Source organism: Nonomuraea sp. NPDC050153 (assembly GCF_044460125.1).
Taxonomy (GTDB): Bacteria; Actinomycetota; Actinomycetes; order Streptosporangiales; family Streptosporangiaceae; genus Nonomuraea.
On the sequence record NZ_JBITJQ010000010.1, the window covers coordinates 59,905 to 86,261 of the forward strand.

The window sequence follows — 26,357 nt, forward strand, 5'->3', positions numbered from 1 at the left end:
GCCCACCATCCAACCGGTCAACGGGCGGGGACTGACGGCGCCGGAGGCGCGGGGGGTGCGCCGGAGGCGCCTGAATAAGGGCGTCTGAGCCCTGCGCGAAGCGCCCCCGGCGAAGCCCCTTGTTCGGGGCGGGTGTCAGCGGGCCCACCACCCGGACGGGCAACGGGTGGGTGGCCCTGGCGCACCTACTACTTGCCGTCGTGGCCGCGGTGGCGCTCGTCGCGCTGCGGGCGGGGGGCCACCACGTCGAAGGTGGCCGTGGCGGTCTTGTTGCCGACCTTGACGGTCACGGTCTTGCTGCCGGGCTTGGCCGTGGCCGGGACGGTCAGGGTCTTGGTGGCCTTGCCGCCGGAGAGCGCGACGCGGTAGCTCTTGCCCTCGGGGCTGGTCACGGTGGCCGTGCCGGAGCGCAGGCCCTTGGCGGCGATCGACACGTCGTACGAGTCGCCGGCACGCACCCGCTCAGGGTCGACGGAGACCTTCAGCGCGACCTTGCGGGCGTCGTAGCCCTTGGCGAGCTGGTCCTGCGGCACGGTGGGCGCGGCCGGGTTGGAGTGCGCCGGCTGCGGGGCCTTGGCGGTCGCCGCCGGCTGCGGCCTGGCGCCGTCGGCGAAGGCGGCTCCCGACAAGGGCAGCGCGAGCAGGGCGGCGCTGGCGACGGTCACGGCGAAAGGCTTGGAGAAGCGCACGGGAGACGAATCCAATCCGGGAAGGACCTGGCCGAACCTCTGAATTCGGCCCCGAAGGTCATCCCTCGCCAATCACCCTGCCGAGCCAACCTGAGAAACGCCTGTGCCCACCTTATGTATTGGATAAGCGCAGGTAGCGGCCTCGACCTGGGGTCAGTGATCTGCAACACATAATTTCTCTTATGTGATTTTCAGATTCTCTCCGGTTTCACTCTCAGGATCGGCGGCCGCCTTGGAGAATCGGCGCGGCGAAGCGATCTTCGCCAGATCACGAGGTGATCACGGCGAGCTGTGCGCCAGCTAAATCCGGACATATGGGGACATGGAGGTTGGGCCGAGAGGGATACGTTCCTGCCTCACAGACGCACCGAACGCTCATGGCGTTCCCGCGACGAGCAAGGAGTATCCCCTTGAAGATCAGGCACACCCTCGTCCCCGTCGGCGGCGGGCTGGCCGCCACGGCGCTGCTCGGCGCCTCGCTGGCGGGCGCCGCCCAGGCCGCCCCGCAGGTGAAGCCGACCGAGAGCGTCAGCATCACCACCGCCAAGGGCATCGCCGCCTACTGGCTGGAGAACAACGGCGCCGCGCTGAAGGCCGCCACCTACGTCGAGGAGGACACCACCGACGTCGACAAGCTCACCTCCACGGGCACCCCGTCCACCGACACCAAGGCGGGCTCGGTCGCCCCGACCGGCACCACCACGACCACCACCAAGTCGAAGAACGTCAACCTGCCGAAGACCATCGGCAAGGTCTTCTTCGTCGACTCGGCGGGCAAGAAGCGCTGGTGCTCGGCCTCGTCCATCCAGGGCAAGTACGCCAACGTGGTCGCCACGGCCGGCCACTGCGTGTACGACACCTCCAACGACGAGCAGCTCCTGGACAACTGGGTCTTCGTGCCCGGCTACTACCAGGGCAAGGCCCCGTGGGGCGTCTACGTCGGCAAGCAGGCGTTCGTGCACTACGACTACAGCGTGTACGAGGACTACGACCGCGACTACGCGTTCGTCTCGGTCTACAACGGCGTGACCGTCAAGGACTCGACCGTCACCAGGTCCGAGTACGACGCCGACCGGGCCAAGCCGGGCACCGACACCACCAAGGCCGACCACGGCTACTACGACCGGTCGTCGAACACGTACCACGTGATCGACGCCACGGACGCGGGCCGGCTGGGCGACAACGTCGGCGGCCAGGGCATCTCCTGGAACCAGCCGCTGAAGAAGGCGCACTACGTGTTCGGCTACCCGCAGGCCCCGCAGCCCGACGGGAACAAGCCGTTCACCGGCGTCACGCCCAAGTGGTGCTACGGCACGACCACGGCCAAGACCGTGGGCTCGGCCGCCAAGAAGATCGAGGAGCACGTCGGGCTGAAGTGCTCCATGACCGCCGGCGCCGACGGCGGCCCGTGGCTGCTGAAGTACAGCAGCGCCAAGCGGCTCGGCTACCTCAACGGCGTGACCAGCGCGTTCTACGACCAGGACGAGAACGACCGGGTCGACTACATCAGCTCGCCGTACTTCGACGCCGAGACCTACAGCGTCTACGCCTCCGCGGCCAACGTCTGGTCCGGGAAGCTCTTCTGACCGAATAGGGGGTGGTGGCCACGCGTGGCTCTGATCGCGGCTCTGATCGCGCTTTAAAGGGATAGGAAGGGTCCGGCACGCCGCCGGGCCCTTCCGCGCATCGCCCCGGAGCAGCTCACAGGCGATTCACAAGCAGGAATCATCAAACCTTCATAGAGGGAGGTCATCGTCACGGATATGCACACGACCAGCCCGAACTCCCTGTCCGAGCCCGTGCGCCGAGCGGACGGCAGCTCGATCAACATCCTCGTCGTGGATGACGAGCCCCCGCTGACCGAGCTCCTTTCCATGGTCATGCGCCAGGAGTCCTGGGACGTCCGCAGCGCGCACAACGGCAGCGAGGCCATCCGCGCGGCGCGCGGGTTCCGGCCCGACGCGATCGTCCTGGACGTCATGCTGCCCGACATGGACGGGATCCAGCTCCTGCCCAGGCTGCGCGCGGTGCTGCCGGGCGTGCCGATCCTGTTCCTGACGGCCCTGGACTCGCTCCAGGACCGGCTCGTGGGCCTGCGCGCGGGCGCCGACGACTACGTCACGAAGCCGTTCAGCCTGGAGGAGGTCGTCATCCGGCTGCGCGGCCTGCTGCGCCGCTCGGGCGCGGCGCAGGCGCGGGCCGACGCCGGGCTCGTGGTCGGGGACCTCACGCTGGACCAGGAGACCCACCAGGTACGGCGGGGCGGCAAGGAGATCAGGCTCACGCCCACGGAGTTCGAGCTGCTGCGCTTCCTCATGCACAATCCGGGCCGGGTGCTCAGCAAGTCGCAGATCCTCGACCGGGTGTGGGCATACGACTTCGGCGGCCAGAGCAACGTCGTCGAGCTGTACATCTCCTACCTCCGTCGCAAGATCGACGCGCAGCGGGAGCCGATGATCCACACTGTGCGCGGGGTGGGCTACACGCTCAGACCCACCGGATGACGATGTCGCTGGAGACCAAGCTGGTGGTCTCCTCGATCGCGCTGCTGGTCACCGTCTCGGCCGTCATCGCCACCGCGACGACCCTGCTGTTCCACGACTTCCTCACCGACCGGCTCGACGGCCAGGTCACCTCGGCCGCCCGCCGCTCGACCAGCGCGGCGGCGCAGCGGGACGACGCGCCGCCGGAGGCCAGAGAGGTGTCGTTCCTGCTGTCGCCGGGGCAGGCCGAGGGCACGTTCGGCGCGCGGATCCGCCAGGGCGTGGTGCGGCGGGCCGCCGTGCTGACCGGCATCGCCGCCGTGCGCGAGGTGCCCGCGCCGCCGTCGCTCGCCGCCGTCTCCCGCGCCCCCGTGACGGTCGACCTGGGGCCGCTGGGCGACTACCGGATGGCCGCCGCCCGCACGCCCGACGGCGACGTGCTGGTCACCGGGCTGCCCATGACCGCCGTGGACTCCATGCTGACCAGGCTCGTCGTGGTGGAGGCCGCCGTCACGCTGGCGGGCGTCGCGCTGACGGCCGCCGCCGGCACCGTGCTCGTACGCCGTGCCGTGCGCCCGCTCGGACGGCTCGCGGCCACCGCCGCCAGGGTGTCGGAGCTGCCGCTGGCCACCGGGGACGTCGTGCGCCTGGCCCGCGTGCCCGAGGTGGACACCGACCCCGGCACCGAGGTCGGCCAGGTGGGCGGCGCGCTCAACCGCATGCTCGGGCACGTCGAGACCGCCCTCGCGGTGCGGCAGGAGAGCGAGACGAGACTGCGGCGGTTCATCGCCGACGCCAGCCACGAGTTGCGCACGCCGCTGGCCTCCATCGTCGGCTACGCGGAGCTGACCAGGCGGAGCGGCGAGTGGCACGGGCCGCAGACGGATCACGCGCTCGGCCGCATCCGCTCGGAGGCCGGCCGGATGACCACGCTGGTGGAGGACCTGCTGCTGCTGGCCAGGCTGGACGCCGGCCGGCCGCTGGAACGGGTGGAGCTGGACCTGTCGCCGCTCGTGGTCAACGCGGTCAGCGACGCCTACGCGGCCGCGCCCCGCCACCGCTGGCTGATCAGCCTGCCCGACCAGCCCGCCCTGGTCCTGGGGGACGCCGACCGCCTGCACCAGGTGGTGACCAACCTCCTCGCGAACGCCCGTACCCACACCCCGCCCGGCACCACGGTCACCGCGACGGTCCGGCTCGGCGAGCGGGTGCGCGTCGAGGTCGCGGACGACGGGCCGGGCATTCCCGGGCACGTGCTGCCCCACGTGTTCGGCAGGTTCGCGCGGGGCGACGGGTCGCGCTCGCGGCTGGCCGGCGGCAGCGGGCTGGGCCTGGCCATCGTGTCGGCGGTCGCGGCGGCCCACGACGGGCGGGTCGAGGTACGCAGCGCACCGGGGAACACGGTGTTCACGCTCAGCCTGCCGCCGGTGCCAGATCCGATCTAGCGGCCCTTCTAGCGCCTGAGAGGTGACGGCGCAGGAAGGGGGCACACCATGGATCCGCTGCGGGTCGCGGTGATCATCGGCAGCACCCGGGTCGGCCGGGTCTGCGACTCGGTCGGCACGTGGTTCGCCGAGCGGGCCCGGCGCCGCCACGACCTCGCGGTCGAGACGCTCGACCTGGCCGGCTACGCCTTCCCCCGCTGCTACCCGGAGGAGGCGACGCCCGACATGTGCAGGTTCGCCGGGGCCGTCGGCGGGGCGGAGGCGTTCGTCGTGGTCACGCCCGAGTACAACCGCAGCTTCCCCGCCTCGCTCAAGCAGGCGATCGACTACGCCTACGACGAGTGGCAGGCCAAGCCGGTCGGGTTCGTGGCCTACGGCTCGGGCTCCACCGGTCAGTACGCCGTCGAGCAGCTCCGTACGGTCTTCTGCGCCCTGCACGCCGTGACCGTGCGGGACTGGGTCGGGTTCGACCTGCTCGGGGAGGCCGTCGACGAGCACGGGCGGCCCCGCGACACCGACGACCGCGAGCGCGCCGTCTCGACCGTGCTCGACCAGCTCACCTGGTGGGGCCGGGCGCTGCGCGAGGCCAGGCGCGCCCATCCCTACGTCTCCTGAAAGGACCGCCATGCCAGATCTGGCGATACGAACCTCCGGCCTGGTCAAGGTCTTCGGCGACACGCGCGCCGTGGACGGCCTCGACCTCGCCGTCCCGGCCGGCGCCGTGTACGGGGTGCTCGGCCCCAACGGCGCGGGAAAGACGACCGCCGTACGCATGCTCGCCACGCTGCTGCGGCCCGACGGCGGCGAGGCGACCGTGTTCGGGCACGACGTGGTGCGCGAGGCGGACGCCGTACGCGCCCGGGTCAGCCTGACCGGCCAGTACGCCTCCGTGGACGAGGAGATGACCGGCGCCGAGAACCTGATCCTGCTCGGCCGCCTCCTCGGCCACCGCAAGCCGGCCGCGAAGGAGCGGGCGGCCGAACTGCTGGAGGCGTTCGGGCTGACCGAGGCCGCCGGGCGGCAGGTCAAGACGTACTCGGGTGGCATGCGGCGGCGCATCGACATCGCGGCCAGCATCCTCAACACGCCTGACCTGCTCTTCCTCGACGAGCCCACGACCGGGCTGGACCCGCGCAGCCGCAACCAGGTCTGGGACATCGTGCGCGTCGTCGTCGCCCACGGCACGACGGTGCTGCTGACCACCCAGTACCTGGAGGAGGCCGACCGGCTGGCGAGCCGCATCGCGGTCATCGACCACGGCCGGCTGATCGCCGAGGGCACTCCCGGCGAGCTGAAGGCGTCCGTCGGGTCCGGCTCGATCCACGTACGGCTGCGCGACCCGGCCACCCGCGCCGACGCCGAGCGCCTGCTCGCCGAGACGCTGGACGCGCCCGTCTATCTGGAGGCGGACCCGGTGGCGCTCACGGCCCGCGTCACCGGCGACGGCGGGGAGGCGGCCCAGGCCGCCCGCGCCCTCGGGCGGCTGGCCGAGGCCGGCATCGTCGTCGACGACTTCTCCCTCGGCCAGCCCAGCCTGGACGAGGTCTTCCTGGCCCTGACCGACCGTCCCGCCGCCGAGGAGGCCGCAGCATGAGCACCACCACCACCGAGACCGCGTACGCGCCCGCGGCCGAGTCGCTCGGCGCCGTCCTCGCGCCCACGGCCCGGCCGCCGCGGCCCAGCCCCTGGTCGGCGTCGGTGACGTTCGGGTGGCGGGCCATGCTGAAGATCAAACACGTGCCCGAGCAGCTGTTCGACGTGACGGCGTTCCCGCTGATGATGACGCTGATGTTCACCTACCTGTTCGGCGGCGCGCTGGCCGGATCGCCGACCGAGTACCTGCAGTTCCTGCTGCCGGGGATCATGGTGACGAGCGTCGTGATGATCACCATGTACACGGGTGTCGAGGTCAACAAGGACATCGAGAAGGGCGTCTTCGACCGGTTCCGCACCCTGCCCATCTGGCGGCCCTCGACCATGATCGGCTACCTGCTCGGCGACATGCTGCGGTACACGCTGGCCTCCACGATCATCCTCATGGTCGGGCTGGTGCTCGGGTTCCGCCCGCAGGGCGGGCTCGGGGGCGCGGTGGCCGGGATCCTGGTGCTGCTGGGGTTCTCGTTCGCGTTCTCGTGGGTGTGGACGATGTTCGGGCTGCTGCTGCGGAGCGAGAAGTCGGTGATGGGGGTCAGCATGCTGGTGCTGTTCCCGTTGACCTTCCTGAGCAACGTCTATGTGGATCCCTCGACGATGCCGGGGTGGCTGCAGGTCTTCGTGAACGCCAATCCCGTCTCGCATCTGGTGGCGTCCGTGCGCTCGCTGATGGCGGGCGCGCCCGACGGCGGGCAGCTCACGTGGGTGCTGGGGTGGTCGCTGGCGTTCATCGTCGTGTTCGGGACGCTCACGATGCGCCTGTACAACCGGAAGTAGTTTTTTGCGCCGAGTTATCGCGACCCTTTCGAGGGCTTTCCGTGACGGGGCGGCACCCGGTGCTACCTTTCAGTGGATCATGTCGCGAGAAATGACGGGAAGCGCATTGAGGGCATTCATACGCATTGTTGCGGCCGTCGCGGTCGGGTGCGGTGTGCTGCTGGCCCCGACCGGCGCGTCGGCCGCACCATCCCCTTCCCCGACTGGCGAGAACTCCCTGCTCACCAAGCTGGTCGGCGCGGATCTCGATACGGTGCTCAGAACGCTTCCCGGCGTTTTCTGTGGAAATCGCCTGATCGCCTACAACTCGCCGTCCCCCAATTCTCCGACCACGTGCGTGAACGGCCCGGAGAACAGCGGGAACTCCACCAACAGCGGGAACTACCACAGTGAGGGAAATCCCATCAACAGCGGTAACTTCTCGAATGCGAACGGCGCCGTGAACAGCATCAACACCGGCAGCGGCGGCAACATCGCCAACGGCTCCCAGTCCGTTCCCGGTGACCGGCGATGACGACCTCCAGGCGGAGAGCCGTGGCGGTGGCGGCACAACTCGCGCTGATGTTGTCGCTGGCGCCCGCCCTTCCCGCTCTCGCGCACGGATTTCCCGAGGACAGCGGCAACTCCTGGAACAGCGGCAACTTCCGGAGCAAGGGGCACACGGTGAACAGCGGCAACTTCCAGAATGCCAATTTCTCCTCGAACAGCAACAACACCGGCAACGGCGGCAACATCGGCAACGGGCGCCAGTGCATCGTCGAACGCGGGGCCATCCTCAAGGGCGGCTGCTGACGACCTCCCGCGACCGCGGCGGGGTGTAGCCCAGAGCACTGGAGACCGCTCCGGTGGGTTGTTACGGTTTACGCCTCAACCGACGATCATCAAGGGGTTTGCATGACCGAGTCCTCGACGATGCCGCTGCACATGCGGCGGGTGGGGTTCGACCCGGCTCCGGAGCTGGCGGCGGTCAGGAACAAGGAGGGGATCAGGCGCATCACGACCCCGTTCGGCCTGGACGTCTGGCTCGTCACCAGATACGCGGACGTCCGCGAGGTCCTGGGCGACGCCGAGCGGTTCAAGATCGCCCAGCAGACCGTGGCGCGCCTGCCCGGAGCGCCCGAGATGACCCCCGAGCAGTTAGCCAAGATCCAGGCGGGCAACCTCCTGGGCGCGGACCCGCCCGAGCACACGCGGCTGCGCAGGATGCTGACCCCCGAGTTCACGAACCGGAGGATGCAGCGGCTGGAGCCGCGGATCAGGCGCATCGTGGACGACCACCTGGACGCCATGGAGGCCGCGGGTCCGCCGGTCGACCTGGTGCCGGCGTTCTCGCTCCCGATCCCGTCGCTGGTCATCTGCGAGCTGCTCGGCGTCCCGTACGAGGAGCGCGACGGCTTCCAGCACCGCACCAACAGGATGCTCGACCTGTCGGTGCCCGGCGACGAGCGGCTGGGGCTGCAGTTCGAGTCGCGCGCGTACATGGAGGGCCTGGTCCGCCGCATCCAGCAGGACCCGGGCGAGGAGCTGCTCGGCATGCTGGTACGCGAGCACGGCGACGACCTGAGCACGGACGAGCTCGTCGGCATCGGCAGCCTGCTGCTGTTCGCCGGCCACGAGACCACCTCCAACATGCTGGCCCTGGGCACCCTGGCCCTCCTGCGCCACCCCGAGCAGCTCGAACTCCTCAAGAAGGAGCCCGAGCGCATCGACGCCACGGTGGAGGAGCTGCTGCGCTGGCTGAGCATCGTCAACTCGGGCACGACCAAGGTCGCGACGACGGAGGTCCAGCTGAGCGGCCGTACCATCCAGCCCGGCGAGCTGGTCCTCTGCGCCCTGCCCGCCGCGAACCGCGACCCCGCCCTCCTGCCCGACGCGCACGCGTTCGACCTCTCGCGCGGCGCTCCCGGCCACGTCGCCTTCGGCCACGGCATCCACCATTGCCTGGGCGCCCCGCTGGCGCGCATGGAGCTGCGGATCGCCTTCCCGGCGCTGCTCCAGCGCTTCCCGGGCCTGCGCGAGGCGGGCGCCGCGGACTTCCGCTCCTCCCACATCGTGTACGGCATGAGCTCCCTGGAGGTGGCCTGGTAGGGAGAAATTGTCGGCCGCGGCGGATAGCGTGCGAGCGTCATGCCTATCGACGTCGCGGCGCACGAGCTGATCGGCAGGGAGCACCCGGCCGCGCTGCTGCGTGCCGAGATCGCCAGGGTGATCGGCAGCCACGGCGGCCTGGTGCTGGTCACCGGCGAGGCGGGCATCGGCAAGACCATGCTCGTCACGAGCGCGGCGGGCGAGGCCAGGCGGCAGGGCGCGCTGGTGGTGGGCGGCGCGTGCTGGGATTCCGGCAGCGCCCCCGGTTACTGGCCATGGGTCCAGGTCGTCCGGGCCCTGCGGCGCGCCGCGGAGCCCCAGGAGTGGGCCGCGGCGGAGAAGGCGGCGGGCGCGAGCCTGGCCGCCCTCCTCGGCGAAGGCCAGAGCCAGGGACAGGCGCACAACCCGGGGCAGGCTCCAGGGCCGGACTCGGGGCAGGGGCAGGGGCAGGATCCAGGGCAGGGGCAGGAACCGGCGGCCGATGCGTTCCGGCTCTTTGATGCCGTCACGTCGGCCCTGGTGTCGTTGTCGCAGCGGCGCCCGGTCGTGGTCGTCATCGACGACCTCCACGTGGCCGACCCGGCCTCGCTCCGGCTGCTGGAGTTCGCGGCGCAGCAGACCTGGTTCGAGCGGCTGCTGCTGATCGCCACCTACCGCGACACCGAGGTCGAGCCGGTCGACCACCCGTTGCGCGACCTCCTCTCGCCGCTCGTCGCACGGGCCACCACGATCACGCTGACCGGGCTCGACGAGGCGGGCGTCGGCGCGCTCATGACCCGCACGGTCGGCCACGACCCGCCGTCCGAGCTGGTCGCGGAGGTCCACCGGCGCACGGGCGGAAACCCGTTCTTCGTCGAGCAGACCGCCAGGCTGTGGCGCAGCGGCGGCTCGGCCGACGCCATCGCGCCCGGGGTGCGCGACGCGCTGCTGCGCCGCCTGTCGCTGCTGCCGCGCCCGGTGGCGGAGCTGCTGCCCACCGCGGCCGTGCTCGGGCGCGAGTTCCACCGGCAGGTGCTGGCCGCGACCGCGGCGGCGCCCGTCGCGCACGTCGATCGGCTGCTGGAGCTGGCCGTGGTCGCCAAGCTGGTGGTGGCCAAGGGCGGCGGGGTGTTCGCGTTCGCCCACGACCTGGTGCGCGAGACTCTCTACGACTCACTGGACGACCCGCCCGAGCGGCACGCCGCGCTCGTCCGCGCCCTCGACCGCTCGCCCGGCCTGGCGGACAAGGTGCTCCCGAGCGACCTGGCCGGGCACGCCCATCTCGCCCGCGACCGCCTCGGCCCCGATCGGGTGATCGACCTGCTGCTGGCCGCGGCCCGCGACGCCAGTGGCCGGCTGGCGGGCGAGGAGCACCTCGGCCACCTGCGGCGGGCGTACGAGCTGAGCTCGGCCGTCGACCGGCGCAAGCGGGCCATGATCGCGCTCGACCTGGGCAGGGAGCTGCGCCACCAGGGCGGGCTGGACGCGGCGCGCCAGGTGTTCGACGAGGCCGCCGCCATCGCCCGCGACCTCGACGACCCCGAGCTGCCCGCCCGCGTCGCGCTGGTCCTCCACACCGCCTACGGCCTGGAAGGGGCCCTCGGCCAGTTGCGGCAGGCCCACGCCCGGCTGGTCGGCGGGTCGCCGCCCGACGAGCGGCTGGCGCTCGACCTGGTCTTCCACCTCGCCACGCTGGCCAGGCAGGGCGGCGACGACGACGCGCTGGCCTTCAGCCTGTGGGCGCACCACGACATCATCTGGGGGCCGGGCACGGCCGACGAGCGCCTGGCGCTGACCGGCGAGATGCTGGAGGTGTCCAGGCGCACGGGCGACTGGGGCTTGGCGCACTTCGCCGCCGCGCTGCGCTGGGTGGCCATGATCGAGCGGGGCGACCCCCGCTACCACGACGCCTTCCACGACTACGTCGCGAAGGGCCGGCGCAGCGGCCGCCCGCAGCTCGACCTGTCCACCTCCGTCGACGTGAGCATCGTGGCCGCCCTCACCGGCCGCTTCGCCGAGGCGGAGGCGGCCCTGTCCGGGCTCCGGCTGGACCCGGCGGACGATCATTACGCGTTCATGGTCCTGCATCACCGGTGGGCGCTGATGTCGCTGCAGGGCAGGGTCGAGGAGGCCGGCAAGGTGCTGCGCGAGCTCAGGGGCGGCGGCCACCCGTGCCTCTCGCTCCTGGCCGCGCTGACCGCCCTCCAGGCCGACGACCTCGACACCGCGCTCCGGCACCACGCCGACGGGCAGCCGGGCAGTCGCATGACGGCGCCGCTCTGGCTGCGGTTCCAGGCGGAGATCGCGGCGGCCACGCGCGACCCGGAGCTGTGCGCGGCGGCGCGGGCCGCGCTGGAGCCGCATCGGGGCCGGTGGGTGGTGTCGCTGTTCGGCTGGGACGTCAGCGGGCCTTACGACCTCTGGCTGGCTCTGGTCGACGCCGCGGAGGAGCGCTGGGAGGAGGCCGTCGAGGGCTTCACGTCCGCCTGCCGCTCGGCCGACCGGATGGGGGCGCGGCCGTGGTCGGTGATCGCCCGTGCCCGCCTGGCCGAGGCGCTGCTGGCCCGCGCCGGACCCGGCGACGCCGACGCGGCGCAGGCGCTGCTGGCCGGGGTGCGCGAGGAGGCCGCGGAGCTGGGCATGCGCCACGTGCTCCCCGACCCGGTGGGTCCGCCCGGCGTCACCGCCGGCGACCCGGAGTTCAGGCGCGACGGGGAGGTGTGGTCTCTCGCGTTCGCGGGCCGGGTGGCCCACATGCCCGACGCCAAGGGCCTGCGCGACCTGCACACGCTGCTGAGCCGCCCCGGCGACGACGTGCCCGCCGTGCTCCTGCTCGCCCCGGAAGGCGGCGAGGCCGTGGTCGCGGCCCGCCGGATGGGCGGCGACGACGTGCTCGACGAGGAGGCCAAGAGCCGCTACCGGCACCGCCTGGCCCTGCTGGACGAGGAGATCGACCGGGCCGCCGGGCTGGGGGACGATCGGCGGGCGGCCGCGTACGACCTGGAGCGGGTGGCGCTGCTGGAGGAGCTGCGGGCCGCCGCGGGGCTCGGCGGGCGCACTCGGCGGCTGGGCGACGAGGCCGAACGCGCCCGCAAGACCGTCACCGCCAGGATCCGCGACGTGCTGCGCAAGCTCGACCAGGCCCACCCCGAGCTGGCCGCCCACCTGCGCGCCGCCGTCTCGACCGGCGCCACCTGCCGCTACCGGCCGGACGACGCCGTCCCCTGGCGGCTCTGAGACGACCTGGGGAAAACCGCAGGTCGATCCGGGCACGCGCATCATTCCGCCGCCCCGGCCGGCGTCCCTAGCGTTCCCGGTCATGACGGGAAAGTTGTTCGACGTGCCCCGCCGGGGGCCGGCGGGGCTGTGCGCCCTGCTCGCCCTGGCGGGCGTGATCATGCTGACCGCCATGGCGGACAGCACGATGCAGCCCCTGCCCGCCTCGGCGCCGGACGGGGAGTTCAGCGCGGAACGGGCGCTGCGCCATCTTGAGAGGTTCGCCACCGAGCCGCGCCCGATCGGCAGCCGGGCCGGCGAGCGGGCCAGGGACTACCTGACCGGGCAACTGCGCGCGGCGGGGCTCGACGCGCGGGTGCAGCGGGCCATCGGCGTGAACCCGTCGGCGGGGCTGGCCGCGTTCGGGCAGGTGGACAACATCGTGGCCACGGCGAAGGGCAGCGACCCGACCGGGACGCTGGTGATCGCCGCGCACTACGACTCCGCGGCCATGGGCCCGGGGGCCTCCGACGACGCCGCCGCGGTCGCGGCCATGCTGGAGACGGTACGGGCGCTCAAAGGCACCCCGCTCCGCAACGACCTCGTGCTGCTGATGTCGGACGGCGAAGAGGACGGCGTGCTGGGGGCCGAGGCGTTCGTCAGGGAGCACCCGCTGGGCCGCGCGGGCGGGGTGCTGCTCAACTGGGAGGCCAGGGGTGTGAGTGGCCCTTCGCTGATGTTCCAGACGTCCAGGAACAACGCCGGGCTGGTCGAGACGTTCGCGAACGCCGTGCCGCACCCGCGCGGCGACTCCACGCTGGGCGAGCTGTACCGGCTGCTCCCGAACAACACCGACTTCACCCCGATGGCCGAGAGCGGCTTCACCGGCATGAACTTCGCCTACATCGAGGGTTCGTCCCGCTACCACACCGCCGACGACTCCCTCGCCCACCTCGACCGGGGCAGCCTGCAGCACCACGGCACGAACATGCTGGCGCTGACCCGCGCGCTCGGCGGCGCCGACCTCGGAGCGCTGCCCGCGGACCACGACGTCACCTATTTCCGGATCTTCGGGACCATGGTCACGTACCCGAACGCGCTCGTCTGGCCCCTGGCCGGGCTCGCCGCGGCGGCGGTCGCCGGGCTGGCGGCGCTGGCGCGCAGGAGGCGGCTGGTCAGCCTGCCCCGGCTCGCCGTCGCTGCCGCGTCCGGAGTCGTGCCGCTGCTGCTCGCGGCCGCCCTGGCACAGGGGCTGTGGGAGGTCATGGTGGCCTGGCGGCCCGCGTACGACGGGATGGGCGGGCTGCTGCACCGCCCGCAGGCGTTCCAGGCGGCCGTCGTGATCCTCGCCGCGCTCGCGCTGCTCTGCTGGTACCTGCCGCTGCGCCGCCGGCTCGGCCCCGCGGCCCTGGCCGTCGGCGCGCTGGTCTGGCCGGCCGCGCTCGGCCTGCTGTGCGCCCAGGTCGCGCCGGGCATGTCGTACGTGCTGACGCTGCCCGCGCTGTTCTGCGCGCTCGGCGGGACGGCCGCGATCCTGCTGCGCGGCGCCGTCGGCGGAGGCGCGGCCTTCCAGGTGGCGGCGGTGACGGTGGGGGCGGTCGTGGCGGCGGCGCTGCTGCCCGCCCTGGCCAGGACCGCGTTCGACGGGATGGGGCTGGCGCTCGGCGGGGTGCCCGCGCTGATGCTGGCGCTCTTCGGGCTGACGGTGCTGCCGATCGTGGAGCTGTGCCTGCCGGAGCGCAGGCAGTCCCTCGTCCCGCTGGCCACCGCCGGGCTCGCGGTGCTGCTGGTCCCGATCGGCCTGGCCCGGGACGCCTTCGACCCGGCCAACCCCATGCGCACGCACCTCGCGTACGTGATGGACGCCGACGCCAGGACCGCGAGCTGGGTCAGCGCCGACGTGGAGCCGCCCGCCTGGACCAGGAGGTACGTGTCCGGCCACGACACCACGCCGCTGCCTCCCGGCTACGCCCGCGGCACCTCGCTCTGGACGGGACGGGCGCCTGCGGCGACCGGCGCCGCCGAGCCCCGCGTGACCGTGCTCGGCCGCGACGGAGACACGGTCAGGCTCCGCGTGACCGCCGGCCGAGCGGCGCGCTCGATCACGCTGCGGGTCGAGCGCCCGATCACCGCGGCGACGGCCGCCGCCGACGGCATGACCCCGGTGAGCGTCGACGTCACCGGCGTCCGGGCCAACACGTGGCCGGGCGAGATCCGCTTCCGCGGCCTGCCCGCCACCGGAGCGGAGATCTCGCTGCGGGTCCCGGGGGCGGACCGGTTCCGGCTGACCGCCGTCGCCGAGACCGACGGCCTCCAGCGCGTGCCCGGATTCGTCCCGAGGCCCAAGGGCGTGGTGGCGGCGACCCGGGAGGACGGCGACCTCGTGGCGGTGACCCGTACGTACGAGATCAGCGCGAGATGAGGGCCCGCTTGAGGATCTTGCCCGTGGGGCTCATCGGCAGCTCGTCCACGAACGAGACGCGCCGCGGATATTTGTAGGCCGCCACCCGCTCCCGCACGAAGTCGCGTAACTCCTCGCAGGTCACCGGCGCGCGCAGAGCCACCACGGCCTCGACCTCCTCGCCGAGCCCCGGGTGCGGCACGCCGAAGACGGCCGCCTGCCGCACCGCCGGGTGCTCGTACAGGACCTCCTCGACCTCGCGCGGGTAGACGGTGTAGCCGCCGCGGATGATCACGTCGCGGCGGCGGTCCACCAGGTAGAAGTAGCCGTCCGCGTCCACCCGGCCGAGGTCGCCGGTGTGGAACCAGCCGTCGCGGACGGCCTCGGCGGTGGCGGCGGGGTCGTTCCAGTAGCCCTTCATCACGTTGGGGCCGCGCACGACGATCTCGCCGATCTCGCCGCGCGGCGTCTCCCGGCCGTCCTCGGTGACGATCCTCATCTCGACGTCCCTGATCGGCCGGCCGATGGAGCCGGGCCTGCGGTGGGGGCCGCCCCGGTTCGTGGCGGCCACGGGGGACGTCTCGCTGAGCCCGTACCCCTCGATGATCTCGCACCCGAACCTGGCCTCGTACGCCCGCAGCACGTCCAGCGGCAGCGCCGCCCCGCCGGACGTGCGGACCCGCAGCATCGACAGGTCGGAGGCGCCGGGATGGTCGAGCAGCGCGATGTACATGGCCGGCACGCCCTGGAAGACCGTGACCCCGTCGCGCCTGATCACCTCCAGCGCCCGCCCCGCCTCGAACCGGCGCAGCAGCGTCAGCCGCGCCCCCGCGTGCACGGTCGCGTTGAGCGAGCACGTCTGCCCGAACGTGTGGTAGAGCGGCAGCGCCCCCAGCACCACGTCGTCCACGCCGAGCGCGTGCATGCGGGCCACGGTGGCGGCGTTGCCGCCCAGGTTCGCGTGCGTCAGCTCGACCCCCTTGGGGCGGCCGGTCGTGCCCGACGTGTAGTGGATGACGGCCGTGTCGTCGCCCTCCATGGCGGCGATCTCGCGTTCGGCCGCCACCCGCCGCAGCAGCCGGCGGAACTCCTCGGGCACCACGAAGAAGCAGTCCGCCGTCGTGCCCGCCGTGCCCGCCTCGGCGACCTCCGCGAACGCGTGCCAGGCGATCAGCAGCCGGGCCCCGCAGTCGCCCAGGTACGCGGCGATCTCCCGCTTCTTCAGCAGCGGGTCGAGCGGGACCACGACGGCCCCGATCCGCAGCACCCCGTAGTAGACGACGCCGAACTCGGGCACGTTCGGCAGCATGATCGCGACCCGGTCGCCGGCGCCGATCCCGCGGCAGCGCAGCAGCCCCGCGAGCCGGGCGCTCAGCTCGTCCAGCCCGCCGTAGGTGAGCTCCGCCTCGTCCAGCGTGAGAACCGCCCGGCCGCCGAGTCGCTCGGCGGCGATGTGGAGCCGGTCAGCGAGGTTCATGGCAAGACCGTACGTCGCCTCTCCCGTGCCTCTCATCGGTCGCGGTGGCCAGTCTTTCCCGCCCGGCATTGGTCGGCCCGGGAGCCGGCCCAAGAGTCGGCCCGAGAGCCGGCTGGGAGTCCTGCAGCGCGATGGCGACCAGCAGCTCGACGAGATCCTTGATCGAGCGCAGGCTGCGCCCGGTGCGCTCCTGGATCCTGCGCAGCCGGTACTGGGCGGTGTTCGGGTGGATCTGCAGCCGCTCGGCGGCGGCCCGCAGGTTGAGGTCGGCCGCGGCGAACGCCCTGATCGTGGCCGTCAGCACGCCGCCGCGCGCCCGGTCCTCCGCCAGCAGCGCGGTGATGCGCGGGTCCACCAGGTTGCGGGCGGTGTCGTCGGCCTTCAGCGCCAGGTACTGGAACGGCGTGATGCGCGGCAGCGCGGCCACCCCGCCCTCCTCGGGCACGAAGTCCAGCACGGCCCTGGCTTCCTGGTACGCCTGCGGGATCTGCGCGACCCCGGCCGACACCGTGCTGATGCCCATGGCCAGCCTGATCCCCTCGGCGGCCAGGGTCTCCAGCACCGCCTGCATCCGGTCGCACAGCTCCTCCGCCCCGGCGCCGGGGCCGAGCACGGGGACCGCCACGATCTCCGACTGGCGCACGACCGACAGCGTACGGACGCCGTTCCCGACGGTCCTGGCGATGGCGGCGCAGGCCGCGTGCCGGGCGTCGGCGCCCCCGTCGAACGCCGCGGGCGGCCCGGCCAGTACCGCGATCACCACGAGCAGCGGCGTGCGCGCGTCGGAGCCCAGCCCGTGGGCCTGCGCCGCGGCCAGCTCCCTGCCCCGCGTCGGCACGCAGCCCGCCAGCAGCGTCTCCAGCAGGTCCCGGCTCTCGCGCACGGCCTCGGCGGCGGCGTACTGCTGGAACTCCATGTACGCGTTCGCCGTGTGCGTGCTGGCGAAGTCGGCGTACCGCATGAGCTCGGCCACCAGCGACAGGGCCGCCTCGCGGCCGGCGAACGAGCGGCCCGCCCGCTCGACCACCGCCTCCCAGAAGATCCGCTGCCCGACCCTGAAGGCGTTGATGTAGTCGGCCAGCGCCACCCCCGCCCTGGCCCGGCGCATGGCCGGCCGGCGGGTGAACGAGATGTCCTCGTGCGTGACCGTGCGCTCCTCCAGCAGCACGCCCAGCTTGGCGCGGTAGTGCCTGACCACGTGGTCCCGCACGTCGGCGAGGAAGTTCGGCCCCTGCGCCGCGTAGACGGCGATCTCCCGGGTGATCGCCGCGAGCGCGGCGGCGGCCAGCTCGTCGACGTCGGCGAGCAGCTCGGCGAGGATGCGCGAACGTTCCGCGCGGACGGCTTCCACGGTGCTCGAACCTGTGGACATGCCCGGGATGATCCATGCCCGTCGCCGGGAGGTCAACGGGTCGTAACCGGTCCGAGACCCACCCTGTGCTCAGCGGACAACTTGCCCGAAACATCTTGGGTCACCGTGCCCAATGCGGCCCTTGACCGGCGGATCCTACGCTGAGCCCACATTCAGAACATTGTTCTCCAGGAGGCCGGATGCTGGAGGTACACGATCTTACCGTTCGCTTCGGCGGCATCACGGCGCTGGACGGCGTGGGCTTCGAGGTGGCGCGCGGCGAGATGGTGGGGCTCATCGGGCCGAACGGCGCCGGCAAGACCACCCTGTTCAACTGCCTGACCCGGCGGTACGACGCCGGCTCGGGCACGATCGTGTACGAGGGGAAGGACCTGACGGCCGTGGCGCCGTACGCGATCGCGGAGCTGGGCATCGCGCGCACCTTCCAGAACCTGGGCCTGTTCACCCGGCTGTCGGTACGCGACAACGTGCTGGTCGGCGCGCACCACAGGGGCCGCGCCGGCTTCCTCACGGCGGGGCTGCGGCTGCCCGGCGTGCGCCGCGAGGAGCGCGCCCTGCGCGCGGACGCCGACGCCGTGATCGAGCGCCTCGGCCTGACCGGCGTGGCCGATCACCCGGCGAGCGGGCTGCCGTTCGGGACGCTCAAGCGGGTCGAGCTGGCCCGCGCGCTCATGGGGCGGCCCCGGCTGCTGCTGCTCGACGAGCCGGTGAACGGGCTGAACGCGGCCGAGGTCGAGGAGTTCGCGGGCACGCTGGACGCGATCCGCTCCGAGTACGACCTGACCGTGATCGTGGTCGAGCACCACATGGGGTTCGTGATGGGGATCTGCGAGCGGATCGTGTGCCTGGACTTCGGCCGCAAGATCGCCGAAGGGCCGCCGGCCGAGGTGCGGCGCGACCCCGGCGTCATCGAGGCCTACCTGGGGACCGCCGTATGAGCCTGATCGTCGAGGACCTGGTGGCCGGGTACGGAGACGCCCGCGTGCTGCACGGCGTGCGCCTGTCCGTCCACGAGGGCGAGATCTGCGCGATCCTCGGGCCGAACGGCGCGGGCAAGACGACCCTGCTGCGGGCCCTGTCCGGCATGATCAGGACCCGCGGCCGGGTCTCGCTGGACGGCGTGGACCTGGTGGGCCGCTCGCCCGACGCGCTGGCCCGGCTGGGCGTGGCCCACGTGCCCGAGGGGCGGGGCACGTTCATGCCGCTGACCGTCGAGGAGAACCTCCGGCTCGGCGCGTTCGTCCGGCGCGACCGCGCCGCCGTGAAGGAGGACCTCGAACGCGTCCACACGTACTTCCCGGTGCTGAAGACCCGGCTCAAGCAGGCCGCGGGCAGCCTCAGCGGCGGCGAGCAGCAGATGCTGGCCATCGGCCGGGCCCTCATGCTGCGCCCCAGGCTGCTCCTGCTCGACGAGCCGTCACTCGGCCTGGCCCCGCTGGTCACCCGGGAGCTGTTCCGCATCGTCCAGGCTGTCAACGCAGAGGAGCGGACCACCGTGGTCGTCGTCGAGCAGAACGCCCATCTCGCCCTCGGCATCGCCCAGCAGGCGCACGTGCTGGAGACCGGGCGGATCGTCCTGTCGGGCACGGCCGAGCAGATCAGGGCCGATGAGCAGGTCGCGCAGTCCTACCTCGGGTACCGGGTGTAGCCGATGGCCGGATTCGCGCAGCAGGTCGTCGAGGGGCTCGGCGCGGGCGCCATCTACGCGAGCATGGCGCTGGCCCTGGTGCTGATCTACCAGTTCACCGGGATCGTGAACTTCGCCCAGGGCGAGCTGGCCATGTTCTCCACGTACATCGCCTGGCAGTTCATGGCCGCCGGGGTGCCGTTCTGGGCGGCGCTGGCGCTCACGCTGGCGGTGTCGTTCGCGGGCGGGATGCTCATCGAACGGGTGATCATCCGGCCGGTCGAGGGCGCTCCCGAGCTGACGCTGGTCATCGTCACCGTGGGGCTGTTCATCTTCGTCAACGCCGCCGCCGGGTGGATCTGGTCGTTCCTGATCAAGGACTTCCCGAACCCGTTCCCCGGCGGCGCGCTGGAGGCGGGCGGGATCGACGTGAGCTTCTCGACGCTCGGGGTGCTCGGCGTGGTGGCGCTGGTCATGGGGCTCCTGTACGTGCTCTTCCAGCACACCGGGATCGGGCTGGGGATGCGGGCGGTGGCCACCAACCCCGAGTCGGCGCGGCTGGTCGGGATCCGGGTGGGCTGGACGCTCGCGCTCGGCTGGGGACTGGCCGCCACCGTGGGCGCGGTGTCGGGGGTGCTGGTGGCGCCGCTGCTGTTCCTGGAGCCGAACATGATGGGCGGCGTCCTCATCTACGCGTTCGCGGCGGCGACGCTCGGCGGGTTCGACAGCCCGGTGGGCGCGGTCGTCGGCGGGCTGATCGTCGGCGTGGCGGAGACGCTGGCCGGGGCCTACGTCGGGTTCATCGGGTCCGATCTCAAGGTGGGGGTGCCGTTGGTGATCATCCTCGGCGTGCTGCTGCTGCGACCCCGCGGCCTGTTCGGGCGAGCGGTGGTGGAGCGGTCATGACCGGCCCCGCGGAGACGAACTCCGCCCACCCGGCGCCCGGCGCCCTGCCCGACGCTCCCGACGCGCCCGCCACCACCTCCGCCGACGCGCCCGCAGCGACGCCCACCCCCGCTTCCGAAGGGACGCCCGCCAGGATCTCGCCCGCGGTCCGCCGGCGGTGGGTCATCGGTGCGGCGCTCCTGGCGGCCGCCTGTTACGCGCCCTTCCAGCTCGCCCCCTTCCACGTCTTCCAGCTCACGATGGTGCTGGTCTACGCCGTGGCACTGCTCGGGCTCAACCTCCTCGTCGGCCACGCCGGCCAGATCTCGCTCGGCCACGGCGCGTTCTTCGCCGTCGGCGCGTACGCGACCGCGATCCTCCTCGACCGCTGGGCGCTCCCTTACCCGCTGACCCTGCCCGTCGCGGCGGGGGCGGCGTTCGTCCTGGGCCTGGCGTTCGGCCTGCCGGCCATGCGCCTGCGCGGCCTGTACCTGGCACTGGTCACGCTCGCCGTCGCGATCTTCCTGGTCCCGCTGCTCAAGCGCTTCGAGCCGGTGACCGGCGGGTCCATGGGCCTGACCCTGGCCAAGCCCGCGCCGCCCGCCTGGAGCGGGCTGGCCGAGGACCAGTGGCTGTACTTCCTCACGCTGGCCGTCGCCGTCGCCGCGTTCCTGGTGGCGGGCAGCCTGCTGCGGTCCCGGGTGGGCCGGGCGCTGCACGCCATGCGGGACGACGAGACGGCGGCCGAGGTCATGGGCGTGCGGCTGTCGTTCTACAAGACGTTCGCGTTCGCGTGGAGCGCGATGTTCGCCGGGGCGGCGGGCTGCCTCTACACGTGGGTGATCGGGTTCGTGTCACCGGACTCGTTCACCGTCAACCTGTCGATCACCCTGCTGGCCGGCCTGGTCGTGGGCGGGCTCGGCTCCCTGTCCGGGCCCGTGCTCGGCGGGCTGTTCGTGATGTTCGTGCCGAGCATCGCGCAGGACGTCAACGACGCCGCGCCCGGCGTCATCTTCGGCCTGCTGATCATCGCGGTGATGTACGTGGCCCCGACGGGGCTCGCCGGGCTGGCCGGACGCTTGATCAAGAAGGTTCCCCGGAAGGAGTAAAAGGGATGCGTGTATCTGCGATCGGGGCTGCTGCGCTGCTTCTCCTGGTCGCCGCCTGCGGGGGGCGGGACAGCGGCGGCTCGGGCGGCACGACGGCGTCGGGCCAGTGCCAGGGACAGCAGACGACCGGCATCACCGACAAGACCATCAAGCTGGGCGGGATCTACCCGTTGTCCGGCCCCGCCTCCGCCTACGGGGACATCCCCAAGGGCATCAAGGCGTACTTCGACTACGTCAACGCCGAGAAGGGCGGAATCGGCGGGCGCAAGGTCGAGTTCGTCGTGCGCGACGACGGCTACCAACCGCCGAAGGCCGTCGAGGAGGCGCGCAGGCTGGTGGAGCAGGAGCAGGTGTTCGCGCTGTTCCAGACGCTCGGCACGCCCTCGACCACCGCCACCTGGGACTACACGAACCAGCGCAAGGTGCCGCAGGTCTTCGTCGCCACAGGCGCGTCCAAGTGGGGCACCGACACCGCGCACCCGTGGACGATCGGCTGGCAGCCGAACTACGTCTCCGAGGCCCGCGTCTACGCCCAGTACCTCAAGCAGGAGAAACCCCAGGCCAAGGTCGCCGTCCTCTACCAGAACGACGACTTCGGCAAGGACCTGTACGGCGGGTTCAAGCGGGCCGTCGAGGGCAGCGGGATCACGATCGCGGCCGAGCAGAGCTACGAGGTGACCGACCCCAGCATCGACCCCCAGATGCGCAACCTCGCCGAGTCGAAGGCCGACGTCCTTCTCAACATCACGACGCCCAAGTTCGGCTCGCAGGCGCTGGCCGCCGACACCAGGAACACGTCCTGGAACCCGCTGCACATCATCAACAACGTCTCCGCCTCGATCACCGTGCTCAAGCCCGTCGGCTTCGAGAACGTGCAGGGCATCGTGTCGGCCTCGTACTACAAGGACCCCAACGACCCGACGTGGCAGAGCGACCCGGAGATGGTGCTCTACAAGCAGAAGATGCAGCAGTACGCGCCCGGCACCGACCCGAACGTGCCCTTCTTCACCTTCGGCTGGGCCGTGGCGAACAGCTTCCACAAGGCCATGGAGGCGGCCAAGTGCCCGACCCGCGAGGGGCTGCGTGACTCCGTGCGCAACCTCCAGAACGTGAAGATCGACATGCTGCTGCCGGGCGTGACGCTGGAGACCGGTCAGGGAGACGGCTTCCCGATCGAGTCGATGCAGCTGATGACCTTCAAGGGCGAGCGCTGGGAGCTGTTCGGCGACGTCATCGACACGAGGAAGGCGTTCGGCCCCCTCACCGGGTGACGGTGCCCGCCCGGACCAGCCAGTCGACCGCCTCGGAGATGGCCTCGAGCGGCGCGTAACGGGGCCGGTGCCCCAGGAGCCGCTCGGCCTTCTCCATGCTGCAGTGAGGGCTGTAGGAGATGTGGTCGAGCGTGACCTGCGCGTCCTGCTCCGACACCGTCTCCCGCCACCGCTCCCACGGCAGGAACGTCAGCCGCGCGTCCTGCCCGAACCAGCCCGCCACCGCCTCGGCGTAACCGCGCAGCGTCAAGGCGGTGGTGGCCACGGAGTGGAAGCTCTCGCCGATGGCGGCCGACGGGCCGGCCATGGCGTCCACGAACAGCCGCGCCACGTCGTCGGCGTGCACGTGCTGGACGGTCTCCATGCCGAAGTTCGGCAGCGCCAGCTCCTCGCCGTCGGCCAGCGTCTGGAACACGGCGGGGTTGACGTTGCCCGCCGGGTTGACCGGCACCCAGCCGGGGCCGGTGATGTGACCGGGGTGGATGATCGTGGCGGGGAAGCCGTCGCGGCGCGCGCGGTCGAGGAGGTGGGCCTCGATGGCGGCCTTCTGCTTGCCGTACTCGCCGAGGGGGCGCTTGGGCATGTCCTCGGTCGTCGGCACCCGGCTGCTGGGCCCGTGCGTCCAGATCGTCCCGCAGTGCAGGAACTGCCGGACCCGACCGGTCAGGGCCGCCGCCAGGTCGCGGGCGCTGGTCTCCGTGAAGCAGATGAGGTCGATGACGACGTCGGCCTCCAGCTCCACGATCCGCCGCCCGAACGTGCCGTCGGCGTCCTCCGCGTCGCGGTCGGCGGTGACCTGGGTGACCCGCTGCCAGGCCCCGTGCGGGCTGTAGGGCTCCCGCTTGCCCCGGCTCACGGCCACGACGTCGTGCCCGCCGTCGACCAGCCGGGGGATGAGGTACGTGCCGATATGACCACTGGCGCCAATCACCGCTACTCGCATGCGCTCAGCGTAGACCCGCCGCTTCGCCGGTCAACCATCCCGATACGCTGCTGAACGTCCCATTTCGGAGGTTGGTCAGTGTCGGGGGTTGTCGCGGCGTTCGCCGCCCTGGTGTCCGTTGCCGTGGTCGGCTATCTGATCGGGATGGGGGGCCTGCTGCGGGCCAGCGACGAGCTGGTGCTCTCGCGCCTGGCCTTCTTCGTGGCCACCCCGGCGCTGATGTTCGCCACCGTGTCCCGGGCGGACCTGCACATCCTCTTCTCGCCGGTGCTGCTGACCGAGGTGGCGGCGGTGGCGTTCGTCCAGCTCGTCTACGTGCTGGTGGCGCGGCTGGCCTGGCGCCGCGACCGCCGCGAGGCCACGATCGGCGCGCTGGCCTCGTCGTACGTGAACGCCGGCAACCTGGGCGTGCCCATCGCGATCTACGTGCTGGGCGACGGCGCGCTGGTCGCCCCGATCCTGCTCTTCCAGCTGATCGTCCTCACCCCGGTCTCCTTCCTCATCCTCGACAAGGGAGGCCGCTCGGTGCGCGCGGCCCTGCTCCTCCCGTTCCGCAACCCCCTCACGGTCGCCTCCCTCCTCGGGCTGGTGCTGGCGGTCAGCGAGATCTCCCTGCCTGTCATGATCATGCGCCCGGTCGAGCTGCTCGGCGGCGCGGCCGTGCCCGTCGCCCTCGTCGCCTACGGCCTCAGCCTGTACGGCTCCCAGCGCGCCCCCACGGCCCCTGAGGCGAACGGCGTCGGCAAGGACATCTTCCTCGCGGTCACGCTCAAGGCCTTCGTCCAACCGGCCGTCGCCTACCTGACCGCGCGCCTGGCCCTCGGCCTCGACGGCAGCGCCCTCCTGGCCGCCACCCTCTTCGCCGCCCTGCCGACGGCGCAGAACATCTACGTGTACGCCGTGAACTACGACACCGGCCGGCGCCTGGCCCGCAGCGCGGTGCTGCTGACCACGGGCCTGTCGATCCCGATCATGACCGCCATCGGCGCGGTCCTCGGGTGATTACGATGGAGGGGTGCTTGGCTCCTTGTGGAACGAGCCCCGTCCCGCCGACCCTCCCTTACGCGTGTGGCGGGACTGGGCGCTCGTAGGGGTGCTCGTGCCGCTCGCGCTGCTCGAAGGGGTCGTCCGCCCCGACCTGCCGTGGCGGGCCGTCTCCGTGACCGTCACGGTCGGGCTGGTGTTCACGCTGCTGTGGCGGCGCACCAGGCCGCTGCTGATGCTCGCGATCCCGTTCGTCACGACGGCCCTGGCCCCGCTGGTGACGGGCGGTCACCGCGCCGAGACGTACACGATGGCGTTCCTACTGATCATCGTGTACGCGCTGTACCGGTGGGGGTCGGGGCGCGAGATCGTCATCGGCTTCGCGATCATGCTCGTGTCCGTCGGCGTCTCGGCGTCCTTCTACGACCTCGCCCCGGCCGACGCTATCGCCGCGTTCGGCGTCATGTTCTCGGCCATCGCGCTGGGGGCGGCGTTCCGGTTCCGGGCCAGGGCGCGGATGCGCGAGCTCGACCAGGTCAAGCTGCTCGAACGCGAGCACCTGGCCCGCGACCTGCACGACATCGTCGCCCACCACGTCTCCGCCATGGCGATCCGGGCGCAGGCGGGCCTGGCGACGGCGCCCTCGCGGCCGGAGGCCGCCATCGAGGCGCTCCGCGTGATCGAGGCCGAGGCGTCGCGTACTCTTGCCGAGATGCGCGCCATGGTCCGCGTCCTGCGCCGCCACGAGCCGGCGGAGCTGGCGCCCGGGCGGCGGATCACCGATCTCGAACAGCTCGCCGGGCGCGCCCGCGTGGGCCCGTCCGTGGAGGTGGACATGTCGGGCGACCTCGACGACCTGCCCCCGGCGGTCGGCGCCGCGATCTACCGCATCGCGCAGGAGTCGGTCACCAACGCCCGGCGGCACGCCCGGCACGCCACCCGCATCCAGATCCGCGTGGCCGCCGACGACACGTCGGTGCGCCTGCGCGTCAGCGACGACGGCGAGACCGGCTCCGCGCACTCGATGCCCGGCTATGGGCTCCTGGGGATGATCGAGCGCGCCGACCTGCTCGGCGGCACCTGCGAGGCCGGCCCCGACCCCGACCGCGGTTGGACCGTGACCGCCGTGCTCCCGCGCACGGGAGCGGGGACATGACCGCGGCACTCCCCCGTACGGAGGCGGCGACATGACCACCGTGCTTCCCCGCGCCGGGGCGGCGACGTGAGCGGCCAGGACCGGGACATCCAGGTGATCGTCGCGGACGACCAGGAGATCGCCCGCACCGGGCTCAGGATGATCCTTGACGCGCAGCCCGGCATCGAGGTCATCGGCGAGGCCGGCGACGGGCGGCGGGCCGTCGAGCTCGCGCAGCGGCTGCGCCCCGACGTGTGCCTGTTCGACATCCGCATGCCCCGCCTCGACGGCATCGAGGCCACCCGCCGCCTGGCCGGGCCGGGCGTCGCCGATCCGCTCGCGGTCGTCGTCATCACCACCTTCGACCTCGACGAGTACGTCTACGCCGCCCTCAGGGCGGGCGCCCGCGGCTTCCTGCTCAAGGACGCCGGCCCGGACCTGCTCGCCCAGGCCGTCCGCGCCGCGGCCGACGGCGACGCGCTCATCGCCCCGAACATCACGGCCCGGCTGCTGCAGACCTTCGCCTTCTCCGGGCGCGCCACGCCGCCGGCGCAGCCCCGCGAGACGCTGACCACCCGGGAGGAGGAGATCCTGGCCACCGTGGCCCGCGGGCGGACCAACAACGAGATCGCCGACGAGCTGCACATCTCCCTCAGCACGGTCAAGAGCCACATCGCGAGCCTCATGCTCAAGCTCGGCGTCCGCAACCGCGTCGAGATCGCCATGTGGGCGTATGAGACCAAGCGCGTGAAGCTCTGATCGGGCCGATCGGCCAGGGAAGACGTCGTACTTTCGGCTGTAGAGCGGGCGTGGCGGGCCTGGC

23 protein-coding genes are annotated in these 26,357 nt (G+C 72.2%); 19 read left to right on the forward strand and 4 right to left on the reverse strand.

All coding sequences use genetic code 11. The features are described 5' to 3' along the window. Nucleotides 1-188: 188 nt before the first annotated feature. Nucleotides 189-665 (reverse strand): hypothetical protein, encoded by a 477-nt coding sequence (locus ACIBQ1_RS24985; protein WP_397281088.1) that lies wholly within the window; start codon nt 663-665, stop codon nt 189-191. 434 nt (nt 666-1,099) lie between these two features. Between ACIBQ1_RS24985 and ACIBQ1_RS24990 the strand changes: the two genes are divergently transcribed. From ACIBQ1_RS24990 to ACIBQ1_RS25040, 11 genes are all read left to right on the forward strand, one after another. Further along, nucleotides 1,100-2,275: a trypsin-like serine peptidase gene (locus ACIBQ1_RS24990; protein ID WP_397281090.1), complete on the forward strand. Its 1,176-nt coding sequence runs from the start codon at nt 1,100-1,102 to the stop codon at nt 2,273-2,275. A 177-nt stretch (nt 2,276-2,452) separates the two neighbouring features. Continuing rightward, nucleotides 2,453-3,193: a response regulator transcription factor gene (locus ACIBQ1_RS24995; protein WP_355365790.1), complete on the forward strand. Its 741-nt coding sequence runs from the start codon at nt 2,453-2,455 to the stop codon at nt 3,191-3,193. After that, a complete protein-coding gene (locus ACIBQ1_RS25000; protein WP_397281092.1) occupies nt 3,190-4,617 on the forward strand; it encodes a sensor histidine kinase in 1,428 nt (475 codons plus the stop codon). Before ACIBQ1_RS24995 ends, ACIBQ1_RS25000 begins: the two co-directional genes overlap by 4 nt. Before the next feature lie 48 nt (nt 4,618-4,665). Beyond that, a complete protein-coding gene (locus ACIBQ1_RS25005) occupies nt 4,666-5,232 on the forward strand; it encodes an NADPH-dependent FMN reductase (protein ID WP_397281094.1) in 567 nt (188 codons plus the stop codon). Nucleotides 5,233-5,242: 10 nt separating this feature from the next. Then, on the forward strand, nt 5,243-6,211 hold the full coding sequence (locus ACIBQ1_RS25010) for an ATP-binding cassette domain-containing protein (protein ID WP_397281095.1): 969 nt from the start codon (nt 5,243-5,245) through the stop codon (nt 6,209-6,211). Then, nucleotides 6,208-7,047, forward strand: coding sequence for an ABC transporter permease (locus ACIBQ1_RS25015; RefSeq protein ID WP_397281098.1), 840 nt, complete (start codon nt 6,208-6,210; stop codon nt 7,045-7,047). Before ACIBQ1_RS25010 ends, ACIBQ1_RS25015 begins: the two co-directional genes overlap by 4 nt. A 154-nt stretch (nt 7,048-7,201) precedes the next feature. Continuing rightward, entirely contained in the window at nt 7,202-7,561 is a 360-nt protein-coding gene (locus ACIBQ1_RS25020) for a hypothetical protein (protein WP_397281099.1), read from the forward strand. Continuing rightward, nucleotides 7,558-7,839: a hypothetical protein gene (locus tag ACIBQ1_RS25025; RefSeq protein WP_397281101.1), complete on the forward strand. Its 282-nt coding sequence runs from the start codon at nt 7,558-7,560 to the stop codon at nt 7,837-7,839. Before ACIBQ1_RS25020 ends, ACIBQ1_RS25025 begins: the two co-directional genes overlap by 4 nt. Before the next feature lie 102 nt (nt 7,840-7,941). Next, nucleotides 7,942-9,135: a cytochrome P450 gene (locus ACIBQ1_RS25030; protein ID WP_397281103.1), complete on the forward strand. Its 1,194-nt coding sequence runs from the start codon at nt 7,942-7,944 to the stop codon at nt 9,133-9,135. 39 nt (nt 9,136-9,174) lie between these two features. Beyond that, nucleotides 9,175-12,351: an ATP-binding protein gene (locus ACIBQ1_RS25035; protein WP_397281105.1), complete on the forward strand. Its 3,177-nt coding sequence runs from the start codon at nt 9,175-9,177 to the stop codon at nt 12,349-12,351. Between the two features lie 82 nt (nt 12,352-12,433). Then, the gene (locus ACIBQ1_RS25040) at nt 12,434-14,752 is read left to right on the forward strand and encodes a M28 family peptidase (protein WP_397281107.1); all 2,319 of its coding nucleotides are present in this window, start codon (nt 12,434-12,436) and stop codon (nt 14,750-14,752) included. Here the strand turns inward: ACIBQ1_RS25040 and ACIBQ1_RS25045 are convergent. Together ACIBQ1_RS25045 and ACIBQ1_RS25050 are read right to left on the reverse strand one after the other, a co-directional pair. Continuing rightward, entirely contained in the window at nt 14,739-16,208 is a 1,470-nt protein-coding gene (locus ACIBQ1_RS25045; RefSeq protein ID WP_397281108.1) for a long-chain fatty acid--CoA ligase, read from the reverse strand. The genes ACIBQ1_RS25040 and ACIBQ1_RS25045 overlap by 14 nt on opposite strands. Then, entirely contained in the window at nt 16,195-17,580 is a 1,386-nt protein-coding gene (locus ACIBQ1_RS25050) for a PucR family transcriptional regulator (protein ID WP_397281109.1), read from the reverse strand. Before ACIBQ1_RS25050 ends, ACIBQ1_RS25045 begins: the two co-directional genes overlap by 14 nt. A gap of 179 nt (nt 17,581-17,759) precedes the next feature. Here ACIBQ1_RS25050 and ACIBQ1_RS25055 point away from each other — a divergent pair, with 179 nt between their 5' ends. From ACIBQ1_RS25055 to ACIBQ1_RS25075, 5 genes are read left to right on the forward strand one after another with little or no spacing between them, the layout of a single operon-like run. Further along, nucleotides 17,760-18,518 carry an ABC transporter ATP-binding protein gene (locus ACIBQ1_RS25055; protein ID WP_397281111.1) on the forward strand — a complete coding sequence of 253 codons (759 nt, stop codon included), beginning with the start codon at nt 17,760-17,762 and terminating at the stop codon, nt 18,516-18,518. Beyond that, entirely contained in the window at nt 18,515-19,228 is a 714-nt protein-coding gene (locus tag ACIBQ1_RS25060) for an ABC transporter ATP-binding protein (protein WP_397281113.1), read from the forward strand. The genes ACIBQ1_RS25055 and ACIBQ1_RS25060 overlap by 4 nt, the downstream gene beginning before the upstream one ends. Nucleotides 19,229-19,231: 3 nt before the next feature. Continuing rightward, nucleotides 19,232-20,113: a branched-chain amino acid ABC transporter permease gene (locus ACIBQ1_RS25065; protein WP_397281115.1), complete on the forward strand. Its 882-nt coding sequence runs from the start codon at nt 19,232-19,234 to the stop codon at nt 20,111-20,113. Then, complete coding sequence (locus ACIBQ1_RS25070; protein ID WP_397281117.1) at nt 20,110-21,201, forward strand: branched-chain amino acid ABC transporter permease; 1,092 nt, start codon at nt 20,110-20,112, stop codon at nt 21,199-21,201. The genes ACIBQ1_RS25065 and ACIBQ1_RS25070 overlap by 4 nt, the downstream gene beginning before the upstream one ends. Before the next feature lie 5 nt (nt 21,202-21,206). After that, the gene (locus tag ACIBQ1_RS25075) at nt 21,207-22,472 is read left to right on the forward strand and encodes an ABC transporter substrate-binding protein (protein ID WP_397281119.1); all 1,266 of its coding nucleotides are present in this window, start codon (nt 21,207-21,209) and stop codon (nt 22,470-22,472) included. On the opposite strand, the gene ACIBQ1_RS25080 is transcribed toward ACIBQ1_RS25075, so the two are convergent. Next, nucleotides 22,462-23,415, reverse strand: coding sequence for an NAD-dependent epimerase/dehydratase family protein (locus ACIBQ1_RS25080; protein ID WP_397281121.1), 954 nt, complete (start codon nt 23,413-23,415; stop codon nt 22,462-22,464). The two genes, ACIBQ1_RS25075 and ACIBQ1_RS25080, sit on opposite strands and share 11 nt — an antisense overlap. A gap of 78 nt (nt 23,416-23,493) precedes the next feature. Here ACIBQ1_RS25080 and ACIBQ1_RS25085 point away from each other — a divergent pair, with 78 nt between their 5' ends. The 3 genes from ACIBQ1_RS25085 (at nt 23,494) to ACIBQ1_RS25095 (ending at nt 26,293) form a co-directional block, all read left to right on the forward strand. Next, nucleotides 23,494-24,417: an AEC family transporter gene (locus ACIBQ1_RS25085; RefSeq protein ID WP_397281123.1), complete on the forward strand. Its 924-nt coding sequence runs from the start codon at nt 23,494-23,496 to the stop codon at nt 24,415-24,417. 13 nt (nt 24,418-24,430) lie between these two features. After that, the gene (locus tag ACIBQ1_RS25090; RefSeq protein ID WP_397281124.1) at nt 24,431-25,555 is read left to right on the forward strand and encodes a sensor histidine kinase; all 1,125 of its coding nucleotides are present in this window, start codon (nt 24,431-24,433) and stop codon (nt 25,553-25,555) included. A gap of 93 nt (nt 25,556-25,648) precedes the next feature. Further along, nucleotides 25,649-26,293: a response regulator gene (locus ACIBQ1_RS25095; RefSeq protein WP_397281505.1), complete on the forward strand. Its 645-nt coding sequence runs from the start codon at nt 25,649-25,651 to the stop codon at nt 26,291-26,293. The last annotated feature ends 64 nt before the right edge of the window (nt 26,294-26,357 follow it).

What these genes read in the sequence shown, in the direction of transcription:
- ACIBQ1_RS24995 (WP_355365790.1), top strand. Translation starts at nt 2,453, where the DNA reads ATGCACACGACCAGCCCGAACTCCCTGTCCGAGCCCGTGCGCCGAGCG.
- ACIBQ1_RS25000 (WP_397281092.1), top strand. Translation starts at nt 3,190, where the DNA reads ATGACGATGTCGCTGGAGACCAAGCTGGTGGTCTCCTCGATCGCGCTG.
- ACIBQ1_RS25005 (WP_397281094.1), top strand. Translation starts at nt 4,666, where the DNA reads ATGGATCCGCTGCGGGTCGCGGTGATCATCGGCAGCACCCGGGTCGGC.
- ACIBQ1_RS25010 (WP_397281095.1), top strand. Translation starts at nt 5,243, where the DNA reads ATGCCAGATCTGGCGATACGAACCTCCGGCCTGGTCAAGGTCTTCGGC.
- ACIBQ1_RS25015 (WP_397281098.1), top strand. Translation starts at nt 6,208, where the DNA reads ATGAGCACCACCACCACCGAGACCGCGTACGCGCCCGCGGCCGAGTCG.
- ACIBQ1_RS25025 (WP_397281101.1), top strand. Translation starts at nt 7,558, where the DNA reads ATGACGACCTCCAGGCGGAGAGCCGTGGCGGTGGCGGCACAACTCGCG.
- ACIBQ1_RS25030 (WP_397281103.1), top strand. Translation starts at nt 7,942, where the DNA reads ATGACCGAGTCCTCGACGATGCCGCTGCACATGCGGCGGGTGGGGTTC.
- ACIBQ1_RS25035 (WP_397281105.1), top strand. Translation starts at nt 9,175, where the DNA reads ATGCCTATCGACGTCGCGGCGCACGAGCTGATCGGCAGGGAGCACCCG.
- ACIBQ1_RS25040 (WP_397281107.1), top strand. Translation starts at nt 12,434, where the DNA reads ATGACGGGAAAGTTGTTCGACGTGCCCCGCCGGGGGCCGGCGGGGCTG.
- ACIBQ1_RS25045 (WP_397281108.1), bottom strand. Translation starts at nt 16,208, where the DNA reads ATGAACCTCGCTGACCGGCTCCACATCGCCGCCGAGCGACTCGGCGGC.
- ACIBQ1_RS25050 (WP_397281109.1), bottom strand. Translation starts at nt 17,580, where the DNA reads ATGTCCACAGGTTCGAGCACCGTGGAAGCCGTCCGCGCGGAACGTTCG.
- ACIBQ1_RS25055 (WP_397281111.1), top strand. Translation starts at nt 17,760, where the DNA reads ATGCTGGAGGTACACGATCTTACCGTTCGCTTCGGCGGCATCACGGCG.
- ACIBQ1_RS25060 (WP_397281113.1), top strand. Translation starts at nt 18,515, where the DNA reads ATGAGCCTGATCGTCGAGGACCTGGTGGCCGGGTACGGAGACGCCCGC.
- ACIBQ1_RS25065 (WP_397281115.1), top strand. Translation starts at nt 19,232, where the DNA reads ATGGCCGGATTCGCGCAGCAGGTCGTCGAGGGGCTCGGCGCGGGCGCC.
- ACIBQ1_RS25070 (WP_397281117.1), top strand. Translation starts at nt 20,110, where the DNA reads ATGACCGGCCCCGCGGAGACGAACTCCGCCCACCCGGCGCCCGGCGCC.
- ACIBQ1_RS25075 (WP_397281119.1), top strand. Translation starts at nt 21,207, where the DNA reads ATGCGTGTATCTGCGATCGGGGCTGCTGCGCTGCTTCTCCTGGTCGCC.
- ACIBQ1_RS25080 (WP_397281121.1), bottom strand. Translation starts at nt 23,415, where the DNA reads ATGCGAGTAGCGGTGATTGGCGCCAGTGGTCATATCGGCACGTACCTC.